The 25124-nt window shown below is 58.0% G+C and carries 23 protein-coding genes, 3 tRNA genes and 1 pseudogene; 18 read left to right on the top strand and 9 right to left on the bottom strand.

Features of this window, described 5'->3' with window-relative positions:
- Positions 1 to 28 precede the first annotated feature (28 nt).
- On the top strand, positions 29 to 490 hold the full coding sequence (locus GNX18_RS06125; RefSeq protein ID WP_138234715.1) for a DUF1289 domain-containing protein: 462 nt from the start codon (positions 29 to 31) through the stop codon (positions 488 to 490).
- A 115-nt stretch (positions 491 to 605) separates the two neighbouring features.
- On the opposite strand, the gene GNX18_RS06120 is transcribed toward GNX18_RS06125, so the two are convergent.
- Positions 606 to 1553, bottom strand: a complete 948-nt coding sequence (locus GNX18_RS06120) for a hypothetical protein (protein ID WP_138234714.1) — start codon at positions 1551 to 1553, stop codon at positions 606 to 608.
- Positions 1554 to 1809: 256 nt separating this feature from the next.
- Between GNX18_RS06120 and GNX18_RS06115 the strand changes: the two genes are divergently transcribed.
- Entirely contained in the window at positions 1810 to 2424 is a 615-nt protein-coding gene (locus GNX18_RS06115) for a tRNA-(ms[2]io[6]A)-hydroxylase (protein WP_138234713.1), read from the top strand.
- Between the two features lie 110 nt (positions 2425 to 2534).
- Here the strand turns inward: GNX18_RS06115 and adiC are convergent.
- Both adiC and GNX18_RS06105 read right to left on the bottom strand, forming a co-directional pair.
- A pseudogene (adiC, locus tag GNX18_RS06110) lies at positions 2535 to 3917 on the bottom strand (arginine/agmatine antiporter); the annotation flags it as partial.
- A gap of 134 nt (positions 3918 to 4051) precedes the next feature.
- The gene (locus tag GNX18_RS06105) at positions 4052 to 4996 is read right to left on the bottom strand and encodes a hydrogen peroxide-inducible genes activator (protein WP_166216193.1); all 945 of its coding nucleotides are present in this window, start codon (positions 4994 to 4996) and stop codon (positions 4052 to 4054) included.
- 124 nt (positions 4997 to 5120) lie between these two features.
- Between GNX18_RS06105 and GNX18_RS06100 the strand changes: the two genes are divergently transcribed.
- Positions 5121 to 5795, top strand: coding sequence for a carbonic anhydrase (locus tag GNX18_RS06100; RefSeq protein ID WP_166216190.1), 675 nt, complete (start codon positions 5121 to 5123; stop codon positions 5793 to 5795).
- 90 nt (positions 5796 to 5885) lie between these two features.
- Positions 5886 to 7526 (top strand): SulP family inorganic anion transporter, encoded by a 1641-nt coding sequence (locus GNX18_RS06095; RefSeq protein WP_138234709.1) that lies wholly within the window; start codon positions 5886 to 5888, stop codon positions 7524 to 7526.
- 135 nt (positions 7527 to 7661) lie between these two features.
- Here GNX18_RS06095 and GNX18_RS06090 read toward each other — a convergent pair whose 3' ends face one another.
- Positions 7662 to 8396, bottom strand: a complete 735-nt coding sequence (locus GNX18_RS06090) for a UDP-2,3-diacylglucosamine diphosphatase (protein ID WP_138234708.1) — start codon at positions 8394 to 8396, stop codon at positions 7662 to 7664.
- A 29-nt stretch (positions 8397 to 8425) separates the two neighbouring features.
- Positions 8426 to 8935, bottom strand: a complete 510-nt coding sequence (locus tag GNX18_RS06085) for a peptidylprolyl isomerase (protein WP_138234707.1) — start codon at positions 8933 to 8935, stop codon at positions 8426 to 8428.
- Positions 8936 to 9087: 152 nt separating this feature from the next.
- Between GNX18_RS06085 and GNX18_RS06080 the strand changes: the two genes are divergently transcribed.
- The 8 genes from GNX18_RS06080 to GNX18_RS06045 all read left to right on the top strand — a co-directional run bounded on the left by GNX18_RS06080 (position 9088) and on the right by GNX18_RS06045 (position 19589).
- Positions 9088 to 10761, top strand: a complete 1674-nt coding sequence (locus GNX18_RS06080) for a glutamine--tRNA ligase/YqeY domain fusion protein (protein ID WP_166216187.1) — start codon at positions 9088 to 9090, stop codon at positions 10759 to 10761.
- Between the two features lie 133 nt (positions 10762 to 10894).
- The gene (gene cysS / locus GNX18_RS06075) at positions 10895 to 12268 is read left to right on the top strand and encodes a cysteine--tRNA ligase (RefSeq protein WP_138234705.1); all 1374 of its coding nucleotides are present in this window, start codon (positions 10895 to 10897) and stop codon (positions 12266 to 12268) included.
- 174 nt (positions 12269 to 12442) lie between these two features.
- Positions 12443 to 12631 (top strand): DUF3012 domain-containing protein, encoded by a 189-nt coding sequence (locus GNX18_RS06070; RefSeq protein WP_138234704.1) that lies wholly within the window; start codon positions 12443 to 12445, stop codon positions 12629 to 12631.
- 31 nt (positions 12632 to 12662) lie between these two features.
- The gene (locus tag GNX18_RS06065) at positions 12663 to 14102 is read left to right on the top strand and encodes a Wadjet anti-phage system protein JetA family protein (protein WP_138234703.1); all 1440 of its coding nucleotides are present in this window, start codon (positions 12663 to 12665) and stop codon (positions 14100 to 14102) included.
- Positions 14095 to 14790 carry a DUF4194 domain-containing protein gene (locus tag GNX18_RS06060; RefSeq protein ID WP_138234702.1) on the top strand — a complete coding sequence of 232 codons (696 nt, stop codon included), beginning with the start codon at positions 14095 to 14097 and terminating at the stop codon, positions 14788 to 14790. The genes GNX18_RS06065 and GNX18_RS06060 overlap by 8 nt, the downstream gene beginning before the upstream one ends.
- Positions 14791 to 14795: 5 nt before the next feature.
- Positions 14796 to 18431: an ATP-binding protein gene (locus GNX18_RS06055; RefSeq protein ID WP_166216184.1), complete on the top strand. Its 3636-nt coding sequence runs from the start codon at positions 14796 to 14798 to the stop codon at positions 18429 to 18431.
- A 157-nt stretch (positions 18432 to 18588) separates the two neighbouring features.
- Positions 18589 to 19035 carry a hypothetical protein gene (locus tag GNX18_RS06050; protein WP_138234700.1) on the top strand — a complete coding sequence of 149 codons (447 nt, stop codon included), beginning with the start codon at positions 18589 to 18591 and terminating at the stop codon, positions 19033 to 19035.
- An 83-nt stretch (positions 19036 to 19118) separates the two neighbouring features.
- The gene (locus GNX18_RS06045) at positions 19119 to 19589 is read left to right on the top strand and encodes a GAF domain-containing protein (protein ID WP_138234699.1); all 471 of its coding nucleotides are present in this window, start codon (positions 19119 to 19121) and stop codon (positions 19587 to 19589) included.
- 161 nt (positions 19590 to 19750) lie between these two features.
- Here the strand turns inward: GNX18_RS06045 and GNX18_RS19815 are convergent, their stop codons facing one another.
- Positions 19751 to 19891, bottom strand: a complete 141-nt coding sequence (locus GNX18_RS19815) for a hypothetical protein (RefSeq protein WP_371808114.1) — start codon at positions 19889 to 19891, stop codon at positions 19751 to 19753.
- On the opposite strand from GNX18_RS19815, the gene GNX18_RS06040 reads away from it, so the two are divergent.
- Both GNX18_RS06040 and GNX18_RS06035 read left to right on the top strand, forming a co-directional pair.
- Entirely contained in the window at positions 19832 to 20347 is a 516-nt protein-coding gene (locus GNX18_RS06040) for a hypothetical protein (protein ID WP_371808099.1), read from the top strand. The two genes, GNX18_RS19815 and GNX18_RS06040, sit on opposite strands and share 60 nt — an antisense overlap.
- A 113-nt stretch (positions 20348 to 20460) precedes the next feature.
- Entirely contained in the window at positions 20461 to 20916 is a 456-nt protein-coding gene (locus GNX18_RS06035; RefSeq protein WP_138234697.1) for a hypothetical protein, read from the top strand.
- Here GNX18_RS06035 and GNX18_RS06030 read toward each other — a convergent pair.
- Genes GNX18_RS06030 through folD form a run of 3 tightly spaced genes read right to left on the bottom strand, consistent with a single transcriptional unit; the run spans position 20897 to position 23570 of the window.
- Positions 20897 to 21964, bottom strand: a complete 1068-nt coding sequence (locus tag GNX18_RS06030; RefSeq protein ID WP_166216177.1) for a methyltransferase — start codon at positions 21962 to 21964, stop codon at positions 20897 to 20899. The two genes, GNX18_RS06035 and GNX18_RS06030, sit on opposite strands and share 20 nt — an antisense overlap.
- A 27-nt stretch (positions 21965 to 21991) precedes the next feature.
- Complete coding sequence (gene rsuA, locus GNX18_RS06025) at positions 21992 to 22732, bottom strand: 16S rRNA pseudouridine(516) synthase RsuA (protein WP_240914257.1); 741 nt, start codon at positions 22730 to 22732, stop codon at positions 21992 to 21994.
- Positions 22725 to 23570: a bifunctional methylenetetrahydrofolate dehydrogenase/methenyltetrahydrofolate cyclohydrolase FolD gene (folD, locus tag GNX18_RS06020; RefSeq protein ID WP_138234695.1), complete on the bottom strand. Its 846-nt coding sequence runs from the start codon at positions 23568 to 23570 to the stop codon at positions 22725 to 22727. The genes rsuA and folD overlap by 8 nt, the downstream gene beginning before the upstream one ends.
- Before the next feature lie 264 nt (positions 23571 to 23834).
- Between folD and GNX18_RS06015 the strand changes: the two genes are divergently transcribed.
- From GNX18_RS06015 to cysC, 4 genes are all read left to right on the top strand, one after another.
- Positions 23835 to 23911 (top strand) — tRNA-Pro (locus GNX18_RS06015).
- 17 nt (positions 23912 to 23928) lie between these two features.
- Positions 23929 to 24005, top strand: a tRNA-Arg gene (locus GNX18_RS06010).
- A gap of 210 nt (positions 24006 to 24215) precedes the next feature.
- Positions 24216 to 24291, top strand: a tRNA-His gene (locus tag GNX18_RS06005).
- Positions 24292 to 24470: 179 nt separating this feature from the next.
- Positions 24471 to 25094: an adenylyl-sulfate kinase gene (gene cysC, locus GNX18_RS06000; RefSeq protein WP_138234694.1), complete on the top strand. Its 624-nt coding sequence runs from the start codon at positions 24471 to 24473 to the stop codon at positions 25092 to 25094.
- Positions 25095 to 25124 lie beyond the last annotated feature (30 nt).

The following is a 25124-nucleotide window of genomic DNA, read 5'->3' as shown; positions in this document are numbered from 1 at the left end:
CGGCAGGACCAAGAGGTATTCACGCTGCATGGTGATCTATAAAAAAGTGCGCACGCCCTGTATCGGCGTTTGCTCCACCGGAATCGGAGACAACGTTTGCCGTGGCTGCAAGCGCTTTGCCCACGAAGTGATTGACTGGAATGCGTATTCGGAAGAGCAGCGCCGGATCATAGCGGAGCGTCGTGACGGTTATCTTGCAAATGCCGTGCGCAGTCAGCTGGAAATTGTAGATCAAAACCTGTTGCTGACGCAGATGCGCCATCAGCAGATCCGTTTTAATGAAGACCAGAACCCTTACTGCTGGGTGTTTGAGTTGCTGCGCGCGGGTGCCAGTCAGATTGACAACCTTGCGCACTACGGGCTTGCCGCTGTGGGTGCCGCGCACGGCGTGGCGCTGACGGAGGTGAAGCGCCGGATCGACGATGACTTCTATGCGCTTTCCGTGGCGTATTACCAGAGATTCGTGGCGCCGGGGCTGCAATCGGCGTGACCCCAGGCTTGAATCAGTGCCGGTGTCAGGGGGGCGGGCCCTTTAAACTTTCCGGTCTCTGATACGAACGGCAGCTTGCCGCGCGCGCTGCTGGTTCTGATTCACCCGTCAGCGATTAGCGCGACAACCTATCATCCGTGTGCAGATGCACCCTGAGCGCCGGCAGAAAGGCCTCCGTGGCTATTTTCAGGTCCCGTCGCTGGCGTCTGCGGCTGGCCGGAGGGGTGTGCTCGACCCGGGTAAATTCGGGCAGTCGTCCGTTGTCGCCGCCTTCGACCAGCACCGGCATGGCGGAGTAGCCCACCTGTCGATAGTGGTCTTGCGGCTCGCCGTGAAAAATTTCCGCCACTTGCAGGTTAGGGCGGCTTTGAACCTGAACCTGCCGAAGAGACTCGTGCTGTTTCTGATGCAATCCCGCCAGTAACTGCCGCTGATATTGAATGCCCGGGTCCTCCCCCAGGGGGTCCAGCTGCACCAGCTTTTTCTCACACCACTCTGCGGAAACCCTGCGAATGGACTTGCGGGCCTTGATCCAGCTCAGTGCGATGCCATCGGGTTTTTCTCCGCAGACGAGTATCTGCCGGTAGCACTGGCGCAGGTGCGCGCGCGGGTATCCGGCGTCGGCCAGCGCATCGCGCAGCCGCCCGTCCCGCTCAAGGGGAGGGCGGTCACTCAGGCAGGCTTTGAACGTATTGGTCACTTGCTGGAAGTGGTGCTTGCTTTGGTTCAGTCGCTGCGCCAGCTCAATAGCGGAGCGCGGAACCGCCAGCAATCCAGGGATTTGTAGAGTCTGCCGCGCGTCTCCCAGCTCAGTGCCTTCGCCGTAATCCAGCAGGGAAAACAGGGCGCCGGCAAGCCGGAAAGGTTGCTCAAATGGCTGCGCCAGGCGTTGGGCGGCTTCTAGTGCAAAGGCTGGTTGAAGAAGATAGCTCTCCCAAGAGCGTGCGCTCTGCTGAACCTGTTCGAGGGTATCTCGCAGTTCGGCAGCTTGTTTGTGCATATCCGCGAGTATCGACGGCAGCAAGCGAGTCAGTTCGGAAATGGATTTTGCGGTATCGGGCATCAGTGGCGCTCCCGTGACATAGCTGGCCGTAGTGCGGCATATAAGTGTTCATATGGTTGCAAATATTAATCCACTTAATAAGCCGTTACCATATTTTGTGAATTACGGGACCAACCCTTCGCGCCCGCTGCCAGCAGTGGTTGAGGTTATCCAGTAAAGGGGAGAGCGGGTATACTGCGCCGGCGCTGCACCTGCCCCGGAAATGGGGTGTGCCGATGTTTGTGTGCGTTTTTCCTGTCGAGTCCAGTAGCTGCCCATGTCTAACGAAGTGCCTGATCTTTCCGCCATTCACGAGTTTCTTTTGTGTGAAACGCCCGACGCCTGGGTGCAGGCGGCGCTCGCCGAGCCGGAAATGATGCTGGTGGACCACGCCAACTGCGAAAAAAAAGCAGCCGGTACCGCGCTGAACCTTATGTTCCGCTATCTGGACAATTTCGAACTGTTGAACAAGATGTCACGTCTTGCGCGTGAAGAGCTGCGGCATTTCGAGCAGGTGATTGCGATCATGAAGAAGCGCGGAATCAGGTATCCGCATGTCAGTGCATCCCGCTATGCCGCGGGCCTGCGAGATCAGGTGCGGGGCGCGGAGCCGGGCAGGCTGGTGGATACCCTGATCTGCGGCGCAATCATCGAGGCGCGCTCCTGCGAGCGCTTTGCGAAAGTTGCTCCCCATCTGGATGACGAGCTGCAGAAATTTTATCTGTCCCTACTGAAGTCGGAGGCGCGCCATTTTAGGGATTATCTGGCCCTTGCGCAGAAGGCAACCGATGAGGACATCCAGCCTAGAGTGCGTGCGCTGCTGGAAGTGGACCGTTCGCTGGTTGAGGGAGCGGACAGTGAGTTTCGTTTCCACAGTGGCGTACCGCGGTAGCACCTGCCATCCCAAATTTTCAGCCTACTGATTTCCTCGTCACACCGCGGACGGCAAGGCCGATTGCATATGTAACGGAGGTGTGTTTTCAGCGCTGATTTGACGAAATATTATCGGCGTTGTGGTTCCTCGTGGGGGAGTGTGGGTCGCTCAATGGGTTGTGGTTCGCGTTCGTTCAGTTTTGTCTCTTTCATCTGCCCCACGGATATCCAGAAGAATACAACCAGTGCACCTATGGTGACGGTTAGCGTAAGGTAGCGCACCCACTTTGGCGCGGGCCCTTCGGGCAGGTGGTGCAACTCCTGAACTTCTCTTTTGCGGTTGAGTGTGAGCGCATAGAAGACGATCGTGGAAATAACAAAAATCAGCGACCAGCGCGTTTGGCCGCCGTCGGACCCTACCAGTGCCATCAGGCAGTAAACCGCAGCAAGCAACAGGATCAAGGTAAACAGGTTGTATTGTTTCTGCGGCATCTTCCCGTAGCCAAGTACTTTCAATGCCACTGCCGAGTAGATGTATGGGAGCAGCGTCATAATTACGGCGACAGAGGCAATTTTGCCAAATTGTTCGCTTGCCGTAGGAGACATGGTGGCGAGTACCTGCACTGACATTAACGCTGCCACAAGCGCGAGTCCGGCGGTGGGAACACCCTTGTCGTTGGTTTTGGAAAACAGCCCCGGAAATAGCCCGTCATCCGCCGCCGCTTTGGCGGATTGCCCAACCAGCAGCGTCCAGCCGCCAAGTGAGCCGATACATCCCACAGCGGCGCATATGGCGACGACATTTGCGGCGGTATTGCCAAGGGCCAGCCGTGCTGCATCGGCAAAGGGAGCAGAGGATGAGATAAGTTCTTTGTTTGGAATCATCCCCATGATCACCGATGAGCTCAGAACATACGCGACTGAAGCGAGTATGACGCCGCCGACAGTGGCAATGGGTACATTGCGGGTGGGGTTCTTTACTACGCCTGCTGATACGGAGGCGGTTTCTACGCCGATGAATGCCCAGAGTGTGAATGTCAGCGTGGCCATAACGGCGCTCACACTGCTTTTGCCAGATACATTCCAGCCGTCGCTGAATGTCTGCCCGTTAAACCAGAACCAGCCGAGCACAGCAGTGCCGAGAATCGGGATCAGTACCAGGCCGGTGGTCAAGGACTGGATGCGGCCGACGGTTTTCGGGCCCAGTATATTGGCGTAGGTGAGAAGCCAGATCACCGCGATTTGCGCCAGCGCGAAGGTAATCGGTTCTTTCCGTGGTGGGAAAAAATGCGTGAGGTAGCCGAGTCCGGCGGTGGCCAGTGCGACATTGCCGACCACATTGGCGAGCCAGTATACGAGATTGGTCTGGTATCCCATGTAGTCGCCGAACGCGGCACGGGCGTAGGCATAGGGTCCACCCGCAGCCGGATATAGCGATGCGAGCCGTGCAAAGACCAGAGCGAGTGCGACGGCGCCGGCCACCGTTATCAGCCAGCCGATCAGCGAAATACTGCCGACTACGGCGCGGCCGGGCCGAAGATGGCGCGGTTTGACATGTTGTTTTTTAACAGCCTGTTAAGTTTTAGCAGAATTCACGTAACTGGTTGGCGGCTCTGGTGATCGCGGCGCGGGTCGTATGACCTGCGTCAAGGGCGATCCACGGTCACCACATCCCCCAATCGCTCGTGCACAATTTCCCGGATCTGGACGGCGAGATCCCGGTAGAACCTCCTCGCCGGCGCGCTGGCTCGCCATACCAGGCCGTGTTGGCGGCGAATTGGTTTTGACTTCAATTCACTCACATGCAGTGCTTCCGGATTGTGCATTTCCGAGTGCACATACAGTCCGGGCAGAAATGCCACGCCCAATCCCATCACCACCATCTGGCGCAGTGTGTCCAGGCTGGTGCCTTCGTAATCCCGCTGCAAATGCGCGCCCAGGCTTTGGCATATTTCCTGAACCTGATGGTGGAAATGGTGTTGATCCTCGAGCGTCAGTACTTTTTCGCCCCGCAATTGTGAGGGGGTTACCTGGGACTTGCCGGCGAGTCGGTGGTCCGCCGGCACCACGAATTTGAGCGGCTCGGTAAACAGCGGCTCCACTGCGATGTCGTCGCGGTTCACTGGGAGGGGCACGATGGCGATGTCGTAAGTACCTTCGGCCAGCGACTGAATCAGCAGGCGGGGCGGCGCTTCGCGTACATAGAGTTTCAGACGGTGATGGCGCGCGTGCAGGGTGGGTAGCACATTGGGCAAAAGATAGGGGCCGAGTGTGGGGGGGACCCCCAGTTTGTAGGTGCTCTGGTGGCCCTGGGATATCAGCTCGGCATGCTCGGTGAATTCACGCATGCCGAGGATCAGGTGTCTCGCCTGTTCCAGTAGTTCGCGGCCTTCTGGTGTGAGCAGCGTACCCGAGCGGGAGCGCTCGAACAGCTGGATGCCCAGAGTGGTTTCCAGCGCCCGGATCTGGGTGGTAAGGGCGGGTTGGCTAACCCTCAATTCCTCCGCGGCGCGGCGAAAATTCGAGCGTGACGCAATGGTCACAAAATACTCCAACTGCTTGAAGCTCGGGGGGTTCACATTTGCGGCCATGGGGGCTCCGGGGTTCTCTGATAATGAGATGTTATCAGCAAATGGTATTTCAACTTATTGAACTATCAAAAAATAATGGATTCGAACCTAGTTGCCCAGTCTTGAAATTCAGTAAGGAGTTTTCATGGAGCGTGTAATTTCCGGTGTGGCGAAGTTTCAAAAGGAAGTCTTCCCGGCCAAGCAAGAGCGTTTTACCAAGCTGGCGGATGGCCAGAATCCTGAGGTGCTGTTCATTACCTGCGCAGACTCCCGCATTGATCCGAACCTGGTGACCCAGACTGAGCCGGGCGAGCTGTTCATCTGCCGCAATGCCGGCAACGTGGTACCTCCGCACAGCAGCCAGACAGGCGGTATGACCGCTTCCATCGAATTTGCGGTGGCTGCGCTCGGGGTGTCTCACATTGTGGTGTGCGGTCACACGGATTGCGGTGCCATGAAGGGCGCCATCGCCCCCGAAAAGCTGGACGGTCTTCCGCACGTGAAGGAGTGGCTGAGCCACTGCCGTTCCGCCACGGAAGTGGTGCGCGGTCGCCACGGTGACCTGTGCAGCGATCACCTGGATGAAGTGACCTGTGAAAACGTGATTCAGCAGATGCAGCACCTGCGGACCCATCCCGCCGTGGCCAGCGGTCTCGCCAACGGCGGTATCACTCTGCACGGCTGGGTTTACAACATTGGCAGCGGCGAAGTGCTGTGCCTCGACGAGGAAACCCGTGAATTCAAGCCGATGGAAGAGCGCTACCGTGCCCTTTTCGGTGAGTTGCCGGAAGCGTTGACCAGCGGCGCCAGCGGCGCTTGAGGCGCGGATTTTGCATCGCTTGATACCGAATGCTTGAGATGGTGGCGTCCTGGCAAGGAAGCTGAGTAGTTTCAATGAGGTTGAGCTGTCATGAAGTTTGATTTGTCCAATTTGCGCGGTGACATCACCGGCGGTATTACCGCCGGCGTTGTGGCGCTTCCCCTCGCGCTGGCACTGGGTGTGGCCTCGGGCCTTGGCCCGATGGCTGGTATGTATGGCGCCATTGCCGTGGGATTTTTTGCCGCGCTGTTTGGCGGTACTGGGCCGCAGATCTCCGGTCCCACCGGGCCGATGGTTGTGGTTCTGGCGGGACTGTTCGCAAGCCTGTCTGGCGACGCGTCCCTGATCTTTACCGCGGTGATCCTGGCCGGTGCGCTGCAGGTGGCGTTTGGTGTGCTCGGTATCGGGCATTACATCCGCCTCGTGCCGTATCCGGTGATCTCCGGCTTTATGACCGGCATCGGTGTCATCATCATCATCCTGCAGTTGAACCCGCTGCTGGGGCACGCCTCACCGAGCGGCACCCTCGGGGCGCTCGGCAATGTGCCGGAGGCCTTGGCGGATATTCACCCTGCCAACCTGCTGCTGGGCCTCGCCACACTGGCGATGGTGTATCTGTGGCCGGCGAAGTGGGGCCGCTATGTGCCGGCGCCGCTGGCGGCACTGATTGCCGGTACCCTGGTTGCCTTCTTCGCTCTGAACGTACCGGTGCTTGGCAGCATTCCCACGGGGCTGCCGGAATTGCATTTGCCGGTGTTTGGCGGGGATCAGATGATGCTGGTGGTGGAAGCTGCGATCATTCTCGCGGTGCTCGGCTCATTGGACAGTCTGCTGACCTCTCTGGTGGCAGACAACATGACCCGCACCCGCCACCACAGCAACAAGGAGCTGATCGGGCAGGGTATCGGTAACGCGGCAGCAGGCTTTATTGGCGGTATCGCCGGTGCGGGCGCCACCATGCGCACCGTGGTCAATATCCGCTCCGGTGGTCAGACCCGTATATCCGGTATGGCGCACTCCTTGGTGCTGCTGGCGGTGGCGTTGGGGCTGGGTCCGTTGGCGGAGAATATTCCGCAGGCGGTACTGGCCGGTATCCTGGTGAAAGTCGGCCTGGATATCATCGACTGGAAATACCTGAAGCGCGCGCACCAGGGCCCCCGTTGGGATCTGTTGCTGATGGTGCTGGTTCTGGGTATGACCGTATTCGTCGACCTGATTACTGCGGTGGGCGTTGGTGTGGTGTTGGCGGCGCTGGCTTACGTCAAGCAGGTTGCGAGCCTGCAGATCGAGCACCTGCGCAACCTGCCGGAGCATCTGGACAGCGAGGAAGACAAGGCCATTTTGGAGCGCAACCGCGATCGCATCGCCCTGTTCGAGTTCAGCGGCCCGCTGAGTTTTGGTGCGGCGGCCGACCTCGGCCATCATGTTCGCGAGCAGAGCAGTGATCAGTCCCGAGTGTTGATCCTGGACTTTTCCTCTGTACCCTTTCTGGATTTGTCCGCAGCGCTGGCGGTGGAAACCGTTGCTTCAGACGCCAAAGATAGCGGCAAACAGCTGTTCCTTGCGGGTATGAACGAAGAAGTTCACAAGGTCTTGAAGGGGCTCAACGGGAGGATTCCCGCCCAGGGTACATTTGACACTCTAAGTGAGGCGCTGTGTGCCGCCGAGAAGGCACTCCAGCTTTCGGATGCGGGCGACAAGCCGGAGGGCGCACTGCCGGCCGCTGGCTGACACGGTGTAATCTGGGCTCGCGGCGCCGGACTTGTACGGCCCGATACGCAAAGCGCCTGCCGACTCCGGGTAACCCGGGATCGGCAGGCGCTTTGTCATTTAGGGTGGACGCTCTTTGCCCGGCGGGCTCTCAGTTCAGGCCTGTTGTGTCAGTGGCCAGTGGATCAGATCAAGCCCGTTTTCATCGGCCCTGATGCACCAACCCTGGTCGCCCCAGTCTCCCAGCACAATACGTTCTGCGGGCTCGCCGTCGACCGTGAGCGCATGGCGCGCGGGGCGATGGGTGTGGCCGTGGATCAGGGTGCGGACGCCGTGCTCGGTCATGACGCTGACCACTTCGCCCGGGGTGACATCCATGATGTCTTCCGCTTTGCGGCTGTTCATGGATTTGGATACGGCGCGGATCTGCGCGGCAATCTGGCGCCGTTCTTCCAGGGGTTTGGCGAGCAGCGCCTGCTGCCACGCCGGGTTGCGCGCCTGCTGGCGGAAGGCCATGTATTCGCGATCAAGGGTGCACAGACTGTCGCCGTGCATCAGCAGTACCGGCTCGCCGGCAAGTTCGATGGTGCAGGGGTCCTGCAGCAGTTCCGCGCCGCAGTGCCGGGCGTAATTCTCGCCCAGCAGAAAATCGCGGTTGCCGTGCATGAAGTAGACCGGGGTGCCGCTGTCGCGGTAGGTCTTCAGGTGGCGCGCCACCTCACGGGGCAGGGGGGCATCGTCGTCGTCCCCGATCCATACTTCGAAAAAGTCACCGAGTATGTACAGCGCGTCGGCACCGGCGGCCGGGCCTTCCAGGAAGTCATAAAAGGCCCGGGTGATATCCGGGCGGGATTCGTCCAGGTGCAGGTCTGAAATAATGAAACTGGCCACTGGAGAATTCCGTCCTCGGGTCTCGACGATTACTTGTCTGAGTAGGCGTCGGAAATGGTCACACCGGTGATCTCGATGGTCTCGGTGGGCACATCCTGGTGGAAGCCATTGCTGCCAGTGGGCACGGATTTGATTTTGTTTACCACATCCATGCCGTCGACCACCTTGCCGAACACGCAGTAGCCCCAGCCCTGGGTGTCTTTGGAGCGGAAGTTCAGGAAGTCGTTGTCTTTCACGTTGATGAAAAACTGAGCAGTGGCTGAGTGTGGATCCATGGTGCGCGCCATGGCCAGGGTGCCGGTGTCGTTCTTCAGGCCGTTGTCCGCTTCGTTCTCGATGGACTCGCGGGTGGGCTTCTGATCCATGTTCGGGGTCATGCCGCCGCCCTGGATCATGAAATTGTTGATTACTCGGTGAAAGATGGTGCCGGTGTAGAAGTCTTCGCGGCAGTACTGCAAGAAGTTCGCAGCGGTCTTCGGTGCCTTGTCAAAGTCCAGTTCGATGGCGATGTCGCCATGAGTGGTGTGCAGAGTGATCATAAATTGTCCTGTCCGGGTCGGTTTCGGGCGGCATGATACTCTTATCGCGGCGCCGATCACAGCCCAGATGGCACCTATCAAAACCCGCGCGGTAACGCTCAACTGCGTTATAATCCCGCGCTTAGTTTGTACAGCTGTATATAGAGAAAGCTATGACATCCGAGAGCAAGCCCGCTCACTTCTTACAGAATATCATTCGCGAAGATCTGGCCGAGGGCCGGGTCAGCCAATTGACCACCCGTTTTCCGCCAGAGCCCAATGGCTACCTGCACATCGGGCACGCCAAATCCATTTGCCTGAATTTTGGCCTGGCGAAGGAGTTCGGTGGCAAGTGCAACCTGCGCTTCGACGATACCAATCCGGCGAAGGAGGACGTGGAGTATGTCGAGTCCATCAAGCGTGATGTGGAGTGGCTCGGCTTTGAGTGGGCTGGCGAACCGAAATACACCTCGGACTATTTTGACCAGCTGCACCAGTGGGCCATCCACCTGATCCAACAGGGCAAAGCCTACGTTTGCGATCTGTCTCCCGAAGAGGCGCGCGAGTACCGTGGCACCCTGAAAGCCCCGGGCAGGAACAGCCCCTACCGCGACCGCTCGGTGGAAGAGAACCTGGACCTGTTCGGGCGTATGACCGCGGGTGAATTTGACGAGGGCAGCTGCAGCCTGCGCGCCAAAATTGATATGGCTGCGCCGAACATCAACCTGCGCGACCCGATTATCTATCGCATCAAGAAAATGGCCCATCACCAGACTGGTGACAAATGGTGCGTCTATCCGAGTTACGACTTCGCTCACGGCCAGTCCGATGCCATTGAGGGTGTCAGTCACTCCATCTGTACCCTGGAGTTCGAAGACCACAAGCCGTTGTACGACTGGTTCATCGAAAACCTCCCGGTGCCCGCGCGCCCGCGCCAGTACGAATTCGCCCGTTTGCACCTGAACTACACCGTAGTGTCCAAACGCAAACTCAAGCAACTGGTGGACGAAGGATTTGTGGACGGTTGGGACGACCCGCGCATGCCGACCATTTCCGGCCTGCGTCGCCGCGGCGTGACACCGGCGTCGATCCGTCAGTTCTGCGAAATGATCGGCGTCACCCGCGCGGATTCCACCGTGGATGTAGGTATGTTGGAATATGCCATCCGCGACGACCTCGACAAGAACGCCCCCCGCGCCATGTGCGTGATGGAGCCGCTCAAGGTCACCCTCACCAACTACCCGGAAGGCCAACAGGAAATGCTGAACGCTCCCGGTCACCCGGTGCGCGATGATCTGCCGGCGCGGGAACTGCCATTTACCAGAACCGTGTATATCGAGCAGGAGGACTTCCGCGAGGAAGCCAACAAGAAATACAAGCGTCTGGTATTGGGCAAGAAGGTGCGCCTGCGCAACGCCTATGTCATCCAGGCGGATGAAGTGATCAAGAACGACGCCGGTGATATCGTCGAACTGCGGTGCTCGGTCGATCTGGATACCCTCGGTAAAGACCCGGCGGACGGTGTCAAACCCAAGGGCGTGATTCATTGGGTATCGGCGGACAACAACGTGGATTGTGAAGTGCGCCTTTACGACCGCTTGTTTAACGATGAATCCCCGGATGTGGGTGACAAGAACTTCCTGGATTCGGTCAATCCGGACAACCTGAAAATCCTGAGCGGCTGTAAAGCCGAAATCGGCCTTGCGGACGCAAAGCCGGGGCAGGGCTACCAGTTCGAGCGCAATGGTTACTTCTGTCTCGACAGTAAATACGGCAGCGCAGAAAAACCGGTGTTCAACCGCACCATCGGACTGCGCGATTCCTGGGCGAGAGAACAGGACAACTAATTCATTGCATGCGATTTTTGTAGGAGCCTGCCTGCAGGCGAATCGTTCTGAGTTCTGGACCGTTCGCCTGCAGCCAGGCTCCTACACGGCGTAGCAACTACCACTAAATTCAAAAGACAACCAGCGGGAAGCGATGCCTCTCAAGCTCTACAACACCTTTTCCGGTGAAAAGGAAGTATTCCAGCCACTGCAGGAAAACCGCGTGCGTATGTACGTGTGTGGTCCCACCGTGTACAACCGCGTGCACATCGGCAACGCGCGTCCTGCGGTGGTGTTCGACACCCTGTACCGGGTGCTGAAAACTCTGTACAGCGATGTGGTTTACGCGCGCAATATCACCGATATTGACGACAAGATCATGAAAGCGGCACGGGAGAATGGCGAGGAAATCGCCGCGCTCAGCGCGCGCTTCGCCCAGGCTTATTTCGAGGATATGCAGGCGCTGAATAACCTGCAGCCGGATGTCACGCCCTATGCCACCGAGCACCTGCCGGAAATGATCGCGATGATTGAGCGCCTGGTCGAAAAGGGGCATGCCTATGAGGCCTCCGGCCACGTTCTGTTCGCGGTCGAGTCCATGGAAGACTACGGCAAGCTTTCCAAGCGTTCCCTCGACGACATGCTCGCCGGCGCGCGGGTAGAAGTGGCACCGTATAAAAAATACGCCGGTGATTTTGTCCTGTGGAAGCCGTCTTCCGATGACGAACCGGGCTGGGAAAGTCCCTGGGGTCGCGGTCGCCCGGGATGGCACCTGGAGTGCTCCGCGATGATCAAAAAGCACCTCGGGGACACGATCGACATCCACGGCGGCGGCCGCGATCTGACCTTCCCGCACCATGAGAACGAGCGCGCCCAGAGCTGCTGCGCCAACGGTGTGGACTTTGTGCGTTACTGGATGCACAACGGCTACGTCAATATCGACGGCGAGAAGATGTCCAAGTCGCTGGGTAACTTCCGCATGGTCAACGACCTGCTGCAGCAGTATCCCGGTGAAGTGCTGCGTTTTGCACTGCTCTCAGCGCACTACCGCTCGGAACTGAACTTCAGTGCCGATCTGCTGGATCAGGCGTGGCGCACCCTCGACGGCCTTTACGGGGCCCTGCGCGAGACCCAGGCAATACCTGCTGAGCGGGGTGACCTGAGCAACACGGCATTTATGGTGGCACTGCACGACGACCTGAATACCCCCATCGCCATCAGCGAACTGCACCAGTTGGCACGAGAGCTGAATAAGGCCGCCGAAGCGGACAAGCCGGCGCTCAAAGGCCAGTTACTCGCCGCGGGCGAACTGCTCGGCATTTTGCAGATGGATGCAGAAACCTGGTTCAAGCAATCCCGCGGCGGTGACGAAATCAGCGAAGACGAAATTGAGGCGCTGATTGCCGAGCGCCAGAAGAGCAAAGCAGACCGCAACTTTGCTCGTGCCGACGAGATCCGCGAAGAGCTCAAGGCAAAAGGTGTAGTGCTGGAAGATAGCCGTGAAGGAACCAAGTGGCGCCGGGAGTAACGCATAACTTCCGGTAACCCCCTGTAGGAGCCTGCTTGCAGGCGAACAAATCGAAGCTCCAAACCGTTCGCCTGCAAGCAGGCTCCTACAGCGTTCGAATCGAGCTCAAGCCGAGTGGTGGACAAGCAATCCAAGTCCCCCATCAAGACAAAAATCAACGTAAAAGAAGCTAGCATGAAAAACATCCTGATCATCCTCACCGCCTCCATCGCCGTCCTCACCCTCGCCGCCTGCGAACCCAAACGCGGTTCCGAAGCGTGGTGCAAAAAAATGGACGAAACCCCAAAGGGTGACTGGAGCTTTAAAGACGCCGGCGACTACACCAAATACTGCGTACTGAACCAGAAGCCGGAAGAGAACTAAGCGCCACGCCAAGCAAACGGAAGTTCCTGCGTTGTTCTTTGCAGATTCCTACCAGCACTTTTTCCGCCCTCTGACCGGGAAATACCGCGAGCAGGTGGTGGAATGCCTGCGTCTGCTATACGAGCGGCTGTATACCGCTAAAGCGGATTACGGTGAGTCGCTGAATCGCGAGCAGATCCTGGAAATTTTTTCCGAGGCGCTGACGCGCGCGCCGCAGCTCGACAGCGACGATAGCAGTGAACCGGAAGGGCGCTTTCGCAATCTGCGCGAGCAGGCGGTTTGGGTACTGAACAATCTCGTGGAGTTTGGCTGGCTGGAAAAGCTGGTGGATACCGCCACGCTTTCGGTTTCCTTTCCCTTCAGCCGCCGCGGTCGCCTGTTCACCCAACCATTGGTGGAATTGAACAGCACCCGCGTGCGTACCCGCCACCGCAATACCCGCAATACGCTCAATGCGCTGGAGGCTTTTAACAGCCGCGGCGAGGTTTACGATCTGATTGACGCCTGGGAATATTCCGAGCGTATCGTGGCCGACTTCACCGATATGATCGCCGAGCTGGAAGAGCGCAAGCGGGAACTGGTGCGCGAGGTGGAGGCACAGATTCTGGTGCAGCAGGCTACGGAAGAATTCTTCTCGTTTATGGAAAGCCGCTTCCAGCCGGATCTGGCCATTCGTCTTTCCGCCGATAGCGTGGAAAAACATCGCGACAGCATCGGTCGCGTCATCGGCCAGATCCGCCGCAAGGACAACAGCAAAAAGGCCGAGTGGGAGCGCCGCCTGCGCCAGCAGCTACCGGAGCTCTACAGCGAGGGGCAATCGGTCCTCTGGCTGATGCTCGATACCATCGAAGACCGCATGCGCCGCGCCTGTGAAGTAAAACTCCCGGCACTGCGCCACGCGCTGCAGGGGTTCACCAAACGGGCGGAAATCATCATTCGCCAGCTCAGTTATCTGCAGAGCCACACCGAGGGCGCGTTCACCGATCTGTGCCAGGAACTCGGCAAGTCGCCCGAGCGCGACGCTTTGCTTGGCGAGCTCGGCAACCAGCTGGCCTCTTTCCAGCTGCGCCTGTTTGATCCCAGGCAGACCCAGCTCTGGCATCGCAGCCGCCGAGCGCCCGTAAATACCCTGGTGGAAGACGAAGCCCCCCTCAGCGACGACAGCCAGCGGGAAATCGTCCTGCAGCAATTGCTGGATCAAGCGTTCAACTTCAACGGCAGTGACCTGCGTCATTATCTGAGCGATGCTCTCGGTCGCGGGCAGAAAGTCAGCAGTCGCGATCTGCCACTGAATAATGCCCGAGACCTGCTTGCCATGAGTCACGCGCTGGAAGCGGCTGCGGTATCCCAGGACGGCAGTGGCCCGTTCATGCAGGTGACCTTTACCGGAGAAGTCGCGAGCAACGACTACTTCGAACAATTTGACGAATACACGCTTGAATTGAAAACCGAGTTGAATAACCGTGATTGAACAGGCTTTGGAAGAGGCGCTGGCCCAGTGCCGGCTGACCCGCAATGAATTTTCCGAACTGCTGGTGCGCCTGCTGGATTACGGTGTGATCTGCCGGGATGAAAGCAATGTGGAAAGCATACTCTACGACCGTTTCCAGCGCTGCGAACAATTAATCCGCGAGTGGATTTCCCCCCTCGGCCTGCGCCTGCAACACGACAGTCGCTTCCAGTTTATCCGCGTGTATCCACCGGGCGCCGAAGTACCGGGTATGCCAGATCAGGAGGAGCCGCACCACGGTGGCTTCCGCGCGCGCCTTGGTCAGCAGGAAGTTGCCGCGATCCTGGTGTTGCGGGTCGAGTACGACAAATCCCTGCGCGAAGGCCAGGTGGACGACCACGGCTGCGTGGCCCTGACGCTGGAGGCGCTGGAGCTTGGGATGCGCAACCTGCTGAAGATGTCACTGCCGGACAAGCAGATCGAGCGGAAGCAGTTGCTGAAAAAGCTACGACAGCTTCGCCTGATCCAGTTCAACGGCGATGATAGCGATGCGGTAGTCGACACCCTGTTGCGGGTGCGCCCGACCATTGCCCAGTTTGTCTCCGAATCCGCATTGGCGCAGCTGGTCGGTGAATCCGGGAAAGATGACGCAGAGATTGAGCGGATTACGCCGGAAAATGAAGACCACAGTTTGTTCAGCGAGTCCTGATTCCCATGTTTCTTAAAAAGCTCATCCTGATCAACTGGGGCAATATTCCCCAGCTGGAATACGAATTCGGGCCGATCAACCTGTTTTCCGGCGGTAACGGCTCGGGCAAGACCACCGCGGCGGACGCAATCCAGACGCTGATGACCGCCGCCCACGATACCCTGTTTACCTTCAACCCCGGGCAGGATGAAACCACTCAGCGCGGCCGTGGGGGAAAACAAGTGCGCACCCTCGCGTCCTATGTCTTGGGTTGTGACGATGGCAGCTATGCGCGCCTGCAACCGACGGATTGTTACATTGCCGGGGTTTTCCACCCCACCGATGGTGAAGACGGCGAGCCCTTCACGGCAATCATGGGGATCCGCGCTCATCTGGACACCAGCGCCAAGCCCGCGCAGGCCCGCCAGGAAAGCCTGAAGTTTTTTGTGATCCCCGGCGAGCAGCTGGGGATGGGCGATTTCGTCAAGGAATACCAGGACGGCAAACACCTGTTGCCGCTGGACCGCTTTTACAGTGTGATCGGCAAGCAGTTCGACAAGGTCGAGCAGTACGACAAGAAAAAGGCCTACCTGCGCCGTCTCTACGGCGCGCTGCGCGGGCGCAAAGATGCGGTTCCTGATCGCGAGGCCACCCATGCGGCACGTACCTTTGCCAATTTTATGGCCTACAAGCCAGTAAAAAGCATCAATGATTTTGTCGCCCAGGAAGTGCTGGAAAAGCGCGACCTCGGCGAAGCCATCCGCTCTGTCTCGGAATTGATGAAGACCATCCACGGTATGGAGCAGGAGGCGCGGGAAATCGTCGACCGAGTCGACAGTCTTCAACGCATCGCGGAATCCGCGGATATGTACCGCAGCCAGTGGCTGCAATTGCGGGTGCAGGAATACCTTCAAGCCAAGCACCAGCAATTGCGGGTGCAGAAAACCTATCTCGAAGGTAAAAACCGGCAAAAAGAGACCCGCGCGGAACTTGAGCGTGCAGGGCAGGAAATCCAGTTGTCGGAAGGTCGTGCACGATTGCTCAACGAGCAGCTGGTGTCTATCCAGGCCCAGCGCCAGGGTATTGCCGCGCTGCGCAGCAAGGATGAGCTGGACCAGAAAATCTCAGAAGCCAATCGCACCCTGTCTTCGTTAGGTACACCACTGGCCTCTCAGCAGCAGACCTTTTCCGCCAACCAGGCCGCTGCCGGTGATCTCCTGTCGCTGTTGAACAGCACTTCGGTGTCACTGGAGATTCCGGCATTCAGTGGTGGCGGATTGCTCAAGTCCCTGAAGGCCGTAGCCCGCTGTGATGACCTGCCGCAACTGCAGGGGTTGCTCGGCAAAGACTGGATTGACCTATCCGCGCAGGAGTCTCTGCGGGAGCAGGCGGCGTCGGCAGAAGCTCTGCAGAACCGCCTGGTACAGCAGATGACGGATGCCGATCCGGGGCAGGTCACCCTGCGGGATCTGGTAAACGATCTGGTTTCCCGTGGCGAGCAGAAAACCCAGCAGTTGCAAAAGGCGCTGCAGGCGCAGGAATCCCGCATCCATTATCTGCAGTCCAACCGCGTCCACTATCCGCCCTATGTGGATCAGGCGCTGGCCGCGATTCGCGAGCAGTGCCCGCAGGCGGAGCCGCAGGTGTTGTGTGATTTCGTGGAGGTGTTGGACGAGCGCTGGCAGATGGCGGTGGAGGGTTATCTCGGTGGTGCCCGTTTCTCCATCATCGTCGACGCCAGATTCGAAGCAGAGGCCATCAGTATCGTGCGCGCTATGCCCGGCAAGAATAACCGCGCGCGGGTGATTCAGGGCGACAAGGCGCGGCGCGATGCGGAGCGGATGGAGACCCCGAAAAAATCCATCATCGAACTGATGTCGTTCAATCACAAAACTGCGGAGTATTATCTGCGCGCGTCCTACGGTAGCGTGCAGCAGGTACGGGATGCCGATGAGCTGCGCAGTACCCGTCGCGGTCTCACCCCCGAGGGTCTCGCCAGCGGCAACTACAGTATGTGGCGCTGTGATATCGACGACGGTGAGCTGGTATTTGGACAGGGTGCGCGGGCGCGGGCACTGGCGGCCCAGGAGCGGGCCATGCGCCAGTTGCTCAAAGAAGCTACTCAGGTCAATGAGCATCAACAGCAATTGCGCAAGCTCGCCCAGGCAGTGCGCAGCCTTGTGCCCCTGAAACTACTCGAGTCCGTGGATGCTGCGTTGAATGCGCAGCGCCAGCGGCGCAACGCGGAGCAGGCACTGTCCAACCTGGATCTCGACGACGGTATCGAACTGGAACAGCAGGCCAACGAACTACACCACAAGCTGGATACCGAGCGGCAGCAGGGGGCCAGCCTGCAGAAGCTGGTGGGCAAGCTCGAGACCAATCTCGACAGCATTGCCAAGCAGCTGAATGCGCTGTCCGGCCAGCTGGATCAGTTGGATGAAGAATTGTCAGACTGTGAAGCGGCGGTGCAGCGCATTGTGCAAATTGCCCCGGATTTCGATGCCGAGACCGCGCTGCAGAACGCCGATGACCAAGCCGCTCAGGCTGGCGATGGCTTCGATTTTGCCCGGGACGTAAGCGAATGGCAGGGCCTGTTGCAGAAATACAGTCACCAACTGCTGAAGGCGGTGATGGACTACAACAGCTGCAGTGGCACCGGTGACACTTTGTCTTTCGATCCGGATTTTGCCGCCGGTCACAGCGAGGGCCAGTTCAAGCTGGTGTGCCAGCTGGTGGAGCAGGTTACTGCACTGCGCAACCGCCTGAAGAACAATCTACTGGTGGACCGCCATGAGCAATTGCTGGGTCTGAAAAAATCGTTCAACACCACCTTCGTCACGCATTTGTGCCATGCGATTTATCAATCGATCAACGACGGTAAGCGGGTGCTGGACGATCTGAACCAGGAGCTGGAACATCACCGTTTCGGTGCCGACCGCGAGCGCTTCCGGTTCGACTACCGCTGGGTGCCGGAATTCAAGGAGTACTGGAACTTCTTCAAGGCGGTGATCGAATTGCCGAACCTGGGCGAGGAGCAGAGCCTGTTTGATGCAGATCTCGCCCCCAAGCACCAGCAGGTGCGCGATCGCCTGCTGAATATGTTATTGAGTGAAGATGAACAACTCGCCCGCCGCGAACTGGACCGCATCAGTGATTACCGCAACTATCGCAATTACGAAATCTACAAGGAACCGGAGGGCAAAGAGCCTATTGCGCTGAGCCAGTACGGCACCGGCTCAGGCGGTCAGCTGGAAACCCCGGCCTACATCATCCGCTCCGCGGCGGTCACGTCCGTATTCCGTTTTAATGACGGCAGCAGCCACCTGAAAATGGTACTGGTGGATGAGGCCTTCTCGAAAATGGACGAATCCCGCTCGCGGGAGGTGATCCGCTATCTGACGGAAACCCTGGGGCTGCAATTACTGTTCATCATGCCCAGCAGTAAATCCGGCCCATTTATGGACCTGATTTCCAACCAGTTCGTGTTCAGTAAATGCCCGAGCCCTAAACCCATCGGTGAGCTCAAAACCCGTGTGTATGTTGACCGCAAGGTGTGCAATCAGGAAAAGATTGCCGCACTCTGGGCTAACCACCGCCGCACCATCCGCCAGCAGGCGAGTCTGGAGTTTCTGGACATGCTGGAGACCGTGGAAGGCTGAATCGGATCTGATGAAATCGTAGCGGCCCAGCCAGTCATTTATTGAACTTGCGTTTTACGCGCCAGTTCGCGGAAGATATCTCCACTTCCGCTAGTATTCGGCGGGCCATTAACGGCACATCTAAACATACATTCGCGCTTGAGCAGGGGAGGCTGGGATGCGTCAGTTTTCGATTTTGTTGGTCTTCGTGGTGGCTTTCGGCGGTGCTGCAGTGCTATATGAACAGGAAAGTCGCAAGGTTAAAGGCGTGTTGTCCCAGATCACCGATCTGCAGGCCAAAGTGGGAGACATGCAGGCCGAAATCAATCGGCTGAACGCGGAGCTTGAAGCGGTGAAGGTTGCCGAACGCCGCCGCCCGAGTCTGAACAATATCGCCGCCCGGGTGCTGAATAACGAGCCCGCCAAACCGGTGTCGGCAAGTGGCCAGTCGTCTGGCGCTGCGGCGAGCCTGGTAGCTGGTGATGTGACCGCTCCTGGCCCCGCCATTCGCGGCCGCGGTGAGTCTGGGGATGACGCCGAATGGTCCAGGCCTACGGTGGATGCAGAGGCGCGTGAATCCCTTGGTGCTGACGGAACCGAAGCGGTGGCTGATCCTTATCGGTAGTCGACCGACAAATCGCGACAAGTCTTTACAAACAGGCCCGCTTAACCAAGCGGGCTTTTAGTTTTAAATGTCTGGAATCTGTTATGACGGTAACCGCATTCTATCAATCCTTATGTGACCAGCTCTCCGGGCTGTTGTCAGGTGAGCGCGACTGGCTGGCGAACACGGCCAATGCCAGCGCGCTGTTGTTTCTGGAGCTCCCGGACATTAACTGGGCCGGGTTTTATTTCCTGTGCGGTGATGAGCTGCGACTGGGGCCATTTCAGGGCAAACCGGCCTGTACGCGTATCCCGGTAGGTGCGGGCGTGTGCGGTACTGCAGTCAAGATGGGTCAGTCGCAGCTGGTGGAAGATGTCCATCAGTTCCCGGGACATATCGCCTGTGATGCTGTTTCTGCATCGGAAGTCGTGGTGCCGTTGTACAACGGCGATCGCTGCATCGGCGTGCTGGATATCGACAGCCCGCAGGTGGCCCGGTTTACCGAGCAGGATCTCGCCGGTATTGAGGCGTTTGCGCAAACGCTTCTGCGGCACTCCGACCTGCCGACAGAATAGATAAAGGCTCGGGGATGGCGCTGATCTGGCGGAAGCAGGTTGGGATTACCCGTTACGAGGTCAGGACTCACGGGGCTACGGTGCGGCTCTACAGTAACGGTGTGTTTCACTCTCAGTGGAATCCGAATGATCCGCTCAAGGGTTCTCTGTGGGAGTTGCTGTTACTGCCGGCATTTTTTCGGCCGCGACAAGAGCTGCGGCGGGTATTGATTCTCGGCGTCGGCGGCGGTGCGCTGATCCGCTTGTTGCAACACTTTGTGGCGCCGGATCAGATAGTTGGCGTGGATATTGATCGCCATCATTTGAGCATTGCGCAAAAGTTTTTCGGGGTGCGCGAAGCCAATCTCATTTGTGCCGATGCCAGACAATTTGTTGCCGAGCTTGCTGCTAGTAATTCCGAATCTTTCGACTTGATCGTGGATGATTTGTTTGGTCATTGCGACGGTGTGGCGGAGCGGGCCATTACTGCGGATCTCCGCTGGAGCCGCCAGCTATTGAAACTGCTTGCTCCTGATGGATTGGTAGTCAGCAACTTTGGCAGTCGCCAGGAGCTGCTGGAGAGCGGCTGGCGTGCTCCAGCGATGCGCGCGCACATGGTGAGCGCTTATTCTGCCGATCTTCCCGGCTATGAAAACAGTATTGGTATATTCAGCAGGGGGCCGCTTTGCCGCTCAGTTCTGGCTGATGGGGCACCAGCGCAGATCAATCCCTCCAACCCCTCGCGCAGACTGGACGCCCGCTTGCGCAAACTTCGGTGATAGCGCCCGGTACGGTAGCGGACAGCGCGCACCCAAGACATAAACCGGATTGGCGCCTGAATGATCCGTGAGTCTATACTGATTTTAGGCAGTTGTTTTCCCGGGATCAGTTGATGCGCTACAAGACCTTGGAAGATGTGATTCAGGAGGGGAGGGAGTTCCACCTGAAACTGAGTCGGCTATATGAAGAATTCGAATTAGTGGCTGCGAATGCGCGGGCGGTTTTATTGTTGGACCAGCTCAAGCGGCGTGAATTGTCGATGACGCATACACTTGAGAATTTCCGTGAGGACATCGGTGAGGGCGCACTGCATACCTGGGTCCAGTTTGCCCCGGAGGGGCGTGAGCCAGAGCTGTTGCAGCGTTTAAGAAATACCGATATCACGGATGTGGAAGCCATTGGCAAGGTGGCGATGGACATTGAGGTCTATCTGGCGGATCAGTACCGGGATCTGTTGCTGATCGCGGATACGCCAAGCGCCAAGCACGCGTTGGAGCGTTTGTTGGAGCTCGAGCAGCTGGAAGAGCATACTCTGTCTACCAACCTGTTTAATTTGCGCGATATTTGACGGTCTCTATATTGGATTTGGTCAGTCGATAAACGCAGAAACCCTGCTCCTTGTTCAGCAGTTCCACCTTCTGGAACAGTCTCTCGGCCTTCCTGCCGATGGGTATGAATTCATTGACCACAAAAAGCGCAGTGCCTTCGGGGCACAGTATGCGCGCCGCTTGTTGCAGAAAGCGGTCGGTGAGATCACCTTCCACCTGGAATCCCTGATGAAACGGCGGGTTGCAGATCACCAGTTGCGCGGTGCCGGTTCTGATTTCCGATCCCGCATCGCCGGCAGTTACCGTGCCGTGAATATTTCGCGCCTGAAAATTTTTCCCACAGGCGAGAATTGCCGCCGCGTTGTTGTCCGTCGCCTGAATATAAAGTTTCTCCCGCGAGGGAAGTAAACTGGCCAACTGAGTGCTCAGGTAGCCGTACCCGCAACCGAGATCGACGACACGAAAATCCGCGGTGTTGTCTGCCGGCAGGCATTGGGGTAGTTCCCTCACCAGCAAGGCGCTGCCAACATCAGTTTTATTCCAGCCAAACAATCCCGGCTTGGACCAGAGACCCTCCAAGCCTTCCGGCTGGCGCAGGCGCGTATAGTCGGTATCTTCCAGGGGCGCGCCGGCTTTTCCTGTATGAGAAACACTGGTGCTCAGATAATCATTGCCATGTTTCTGCAGTTGCTTGGGGCTGCCAAGTCTTGCTGCGGCCTTTTGCGCATAGGTTTTGATACCGCTGGACTTTTCGCCGAGAAGCAGCAGTTCGCCGCCGTCCTGCAATGTTTCCACTGCAGCGTTGATAACATGGTGTACCGCAGCCTTTTCCTTCGACACTGGATAAATGATTCGGGTGTATTTCTTGCCCTCACCGCCCAATTCAAAATCACAGAAGCGTGCGGGAATGTCGATCGCTTCTGCCGCGCTGACAATATCCCAGCGGTTGCTGAGCAGGCTGCCGGCAAAGTGGATGCCGGCAGACAGCAGCGCTTTGCTGTTTTCGTCCGCAATCCAGAGGGTGTATTCGTCGCTGTCGCGAAGAAGTTGAGAGAGCAGGGTTTGCATAATCCAGATATCTGTTTATCGCCGCAATCAGTCCGCTTCGGGCTCGCTGGAGTCTGGTCTGATGACACTGGCGATTTCCTCAGTGCTGAGCAGGCGATATTCTCCCTCGGTGAGTTCTTCATCCAGCACGATATCGCCGATGCGTTCGCGGTGCAGTTCCAGTACCCGATTGCCGAGTGCGCCGAACATGCGCTTGACCTGATGATAGCGGCCCTCGCTGATGGTGATGCGGACCTCATTGCGGTAGAGAATTTCCAGTTCCGCGGGCTTGGTGCGCTTCTTTTCGTTGTTCAGCCAGATACCCTTGGCAAACTTGTCGATTGCGCTTTCATCAATGGGATCGGCCAGATGCGCATAGTAGGTCTTGGTGCAGTGATGACGTGGGGATGTGATCCGGTGGGACCACTGGCCGTCGTCTGTGATCAGTACCAGGCCAGTAGTATCAATATCCAGGCGGCCCGCAATATGCAGATTGTGTTTGTTGGGTTCGTCCAGCAGGTCGAGCACGGTGGGGTGCTCACCATCTTTGGTGGCGCAGACGTAACCCAGTGGTTTGTTCAGCATGAAGTAGCGCGGGCCGGCCTCCGTGAGCAGATCGCCGTCCAGGCAGAGCTCGTCGGTGTCGAGGATTTTGGCGGACGGGTCGGTCACCGTCACGCCATTGACGGTGATCCTCTGTTGTTTCGCCGCCCGCTTTACTTCCGCCCGCGACAGGTCCGTGACCTGGCTGATGGCCTTGTCGAGGCGCAGGGATTTACCTTCAGCCAATCTTCTTCTCGCCGGAATCAACGGACTGATAGATCAGGGTATTGATGGTCATGGGACCAACGCCACCGGGAACCGGGGTGTAAGCGGCGACGCGATCCACCAGCGGGCCGAGTTCGATATCGCCAACGCCACCCGGGTGGTAGCCGGCATCCACCACCACGGCGCCATCTTTGATCCATTCGGCCTTGATAAATTCCGGGCGGCCCACGGCGCCAACAATGATATCGGCGCGGCGAATATGGTCCGCCAGGTCCTTGGTGCGGGAGTGGCAGATGGTAACGGTGGCATTGGCGTTCAGTAGCATGGCCGCCATAGGCTTGCCGAGAATCGGGCTGCGGCCGACAACCACCGCGTGCTTGCCTTCAAACTCGATATTGTAGGCTTCGAGCAGACGCATAATGCCCTTGGGCGTCGCACACCCATAGGCCTCTTCACCCATGGCCATGCGGCCAAAGCCCAGACAGGTCACGCCGTCGACGTCTTTTTCCAGCGCGATTGCATCGAAACAGGCGCGCTCATCAATTTGCTCCGGTACCGGATGCTGCAGAAGGATGCCATGTACATTCGGGTTGGCATTCAGCTCTTCGATTTTTGCCAGCAACTCGTCAGTGGTGGTGGAAGAGGGCAGCTCTACCTGCAGGGAATCCATGCCAATACGGCGACAGGCATTGCCCTTCATCTTTACGTAGGTCGCCGAAGCGGGATCGTCCCCCACCAGAATGGTGGCGAGGATCGGCGTTTGGCCGCCGCTTTTTTCTTTCAGTGCGGCTACGCGGGAAGAGAGTTCTTCTTCGGTTTTCTGGGCAAGGGCCTTGCCGTCCAGAACCAGTGCAGACATAGAAATATCTCAACTTGATCGAAGAGCTGGCGTCAGAGAACGGCAGGCTCTACTTGGAGGTTGTGTGGAAGCTTTATGAAAGGGCGCTATTTTCGCACAGGCGGCGAACAATTTCCCCATCCAGTCGCGGCCGATGACCGTGCGGCCGGGTGCGGATAGAGGAAAGGTTAAACTACTTTAAAAATAATAGGTTAGCGGCGTTGACACCCCCGGGGGTCGCAAGTAATATGCGCGCTCTCGAACGGGGGCAACCCCATAGGGAATCGGGGCATAGCGCAGTCTGGTAGCGCGCCTGCTTTGGGAGCAGGATGTCGGGGGTTCGAATCCCTCTGCCCCGACCAGATTTCCGGGTTTTCTTGCGCCCGTAGCTCAGCTGGATAGAGCATCCGCCTTCTAAGCGGATGGTCGCAGGTTCGAGTCCTGCCGGGCGTGCCATTATTTATGGTGGCTGCGAGCTTGGTGGATTTGTGATTGTCCGCTGCTGGCCTCAAGTCGCAGGACTATTCCGGCCAGTCAGCACCGCTGACTGGCGCCAGAACAATCGCAAAGCTGAGCTTTGCAAACAATTGTTCTGGCCCTGCCGGGCTTTATGCCAGGACAGGACGTTGGTGTCGCCACAGGACATCAATTAAAACTTTATCAATGGTGGCCGTAGCTCAGTTGGTAGAGCACAGGATTGTGGCTCCTGAGGTCGCGGGTTCGATCCCCGTCGGCCACCCCATATTTGACCTGTTGGTCCCATGAACCCGGCTTTATGCCGGGTTTTTTGGTTTTAGGCTTTTATTGTTCTATGGGTTGCCTTTACCTGGGTTAGGGCGATCTAGGATAATGTGCGCCAGTTTTGTAATTTCGGTCGTGGAATTGACCGAATCCAGCCACTTTGGTAGTTAGGGGAAGAATGTGACGGAAGTAGTTGAGCGCAAGGCAACCAATGTTCACTGGCACGATGGGGAAGTAACCCGTGGTGACCGTGCTGCGATGCTGGGGCATAAAGGGGTCACTTTGTGGTTCACCGGCCTGTCCGGCTCCGGCAAAAGCACCGTAGCGGTTGCGGTAGAGAAAGCGCTTGCCGCTCGCGGTGTGCTGAGCTATCGCTTGGATGGCGATAATATCCGTCTTGGCATCAATTCAAACCTGGGCTTCTCCGCGGAGGATCGCCAGGAAAATATCCGCCGTGTGGGTGAAATCTCCAAGCTGTTTGCGGACACCGGCGTGGTTGTACTGAGCAGCTTTATCAGCCCCTACGCAGAAGACCGCGCCATGGTGCGCAAGGTGCATGAAGAGGGCGACCTGCCGTTTATGGAGGTCTTTATCGATTGCTCGCTGGAAGCGGCGGAAGAGCGCGACCCCAAAGGCCTGTACAAAAAGGCCCGTGCAGGGGAAATTCGCGGCTTTACCGGTATCGACGATCCCTATGAGGCTCCGGCAAACCCGGAGTTGCATCTGCGCACAGACCAGATGACTCTGGAAGACGAAGTGGATGCGGTGATCAAGTCTCTACAGGCGCGCGGCATTATCGTCTGACGCCCTTTGGATTGGCGGCCCGCCGTTTAA

Source organism: Microbulbifer sp. SH-1 (assembly GCF_011326135.1).
GTDB classification, from domain to species: domain Bacteria; phylum Pseudomonadota; class Gammaproteobacteria; order Pseudomonadales; family Cellvibrionaceae; genus Microbulbifer; species Microbulbifer harenosus.
The sequence above is the reverse complement of the archived record's forward strand: the minus strand, read 5'-3'. Positions and strand labels throughout refer to the sequence as shown.

Coding starts and splice junctions, on each gene's coding strand:
- cysS (WP_138234705.1), top strand. CDS start 10,895: ATGCCTCTCAAGCTCTACAACACCTTTTCCGGTGAAAAGGAAGTATTC.
- GNX18_RS06085 (WP_138234707.1), bottom strand. CDS start 8,935: ATGATCACTCTGCACACCACTCATGGCGACATCGCCATCGAACTGGAC.
- GNX18_RS06125 (WP_138234715.1), top strand. CDS start 29: ATGGTGATCTATAAAAAAGTGCGCACGCCCTGTATCGGCGTTTGCTCC.
- GNX18_RS06050 (WP_138234700.1), top strand. CDS start 18,589: ATGCGTCAGTTTTCGATTTTGTTGGTCTTCGTGGTGGCTTTCGGCGGT.
- GNX18_RS06115 (WP_138234713.1), top strand. CDS start 1,810: ATGTCTAACGAAGTGCCTGATCTTTCCGCCATTCACGAGTTTCTTTTG.
- GNX18_RS06105 (WP_166216193.1), bottom strand. CDS start 4,996: ATGGCCGCAAATGTGAACCCCCCGAGCTTCAAGCAGTTGGAGTATTTT.
- GNX18_RS06100 (WP_166216190.1), top strand. CDS start 5,121: ATGGAGCGTGTAATTTCCGGTGTGGCGAAGTTTCAAAAGGAAGTCTTC.
- GNX18_RS06045 (WP_138234699.1), top strand. CDS start 19,119: ATGACGGTAACCGCATTCTATCAATCCTTATGTGACCAGCTCTCCGGG.
- GNX18_RS06030 (WP_166216177.1), bottom strand. CDS start 21,964: ATGCAAACCCTGCTCTCTCAACTTCTTCGCGACAGCGACGAATACACC.
- GNX18_RS06095 (WP_138234709.1), top strand. CDS start 5,886: ATGAAGTTTGATTTGTCCAATTTGCGCGGTGACATCACCGGCGGTATT.
- GNX18_RS06080 (WP_166216187.1), top strand. CDS start 9,088: ATGACATCCGAGAGCAAGCCCGCTCACTTCTTACAGAATATCATTCGC.
- GNX18_RS06055 (WP_166216184.1), top strand. CDS start 14,796: ATGTTTCTTAAAAAGCTCATCCTGATCAACTGGGGCAATATTCCCCAG.
- GNX18_RS06035 (WP_138234697.1), top strand. CDS start 20,461: ATGCGCTACAAGACCTTGGAAGATGTGATTCAGGAGGGGAGGGAGTTC.
- GNX18_RS06070 (WP_138234704.1), top strand. CDS start 12,443: ATGAAAAACATCCTGATCATCCTCACCGCCTCCATCGCCGTCCTCACC.
- GNX18_RS06120 (WP_138234714.1), bottom strand. CDS start 1,553: ATGCCCGATACCGCAAAATCCATTTCCGAACTGACTCGCTTGCTGCCG.
- GNX18_RS19815 (WP_371808114.1), bottom strand. CDS start 19,891: ATGATGGCGATCAATATCCACGCCAACTATCTGATCCGGCGCCACAAA.
- folD (WP_138234695.1), bottom strand. CDS start 23,570: ATGTCTGCACTGGTTCTGGACGGCAAGGCCCTTGCCCAGAAAACCGAA.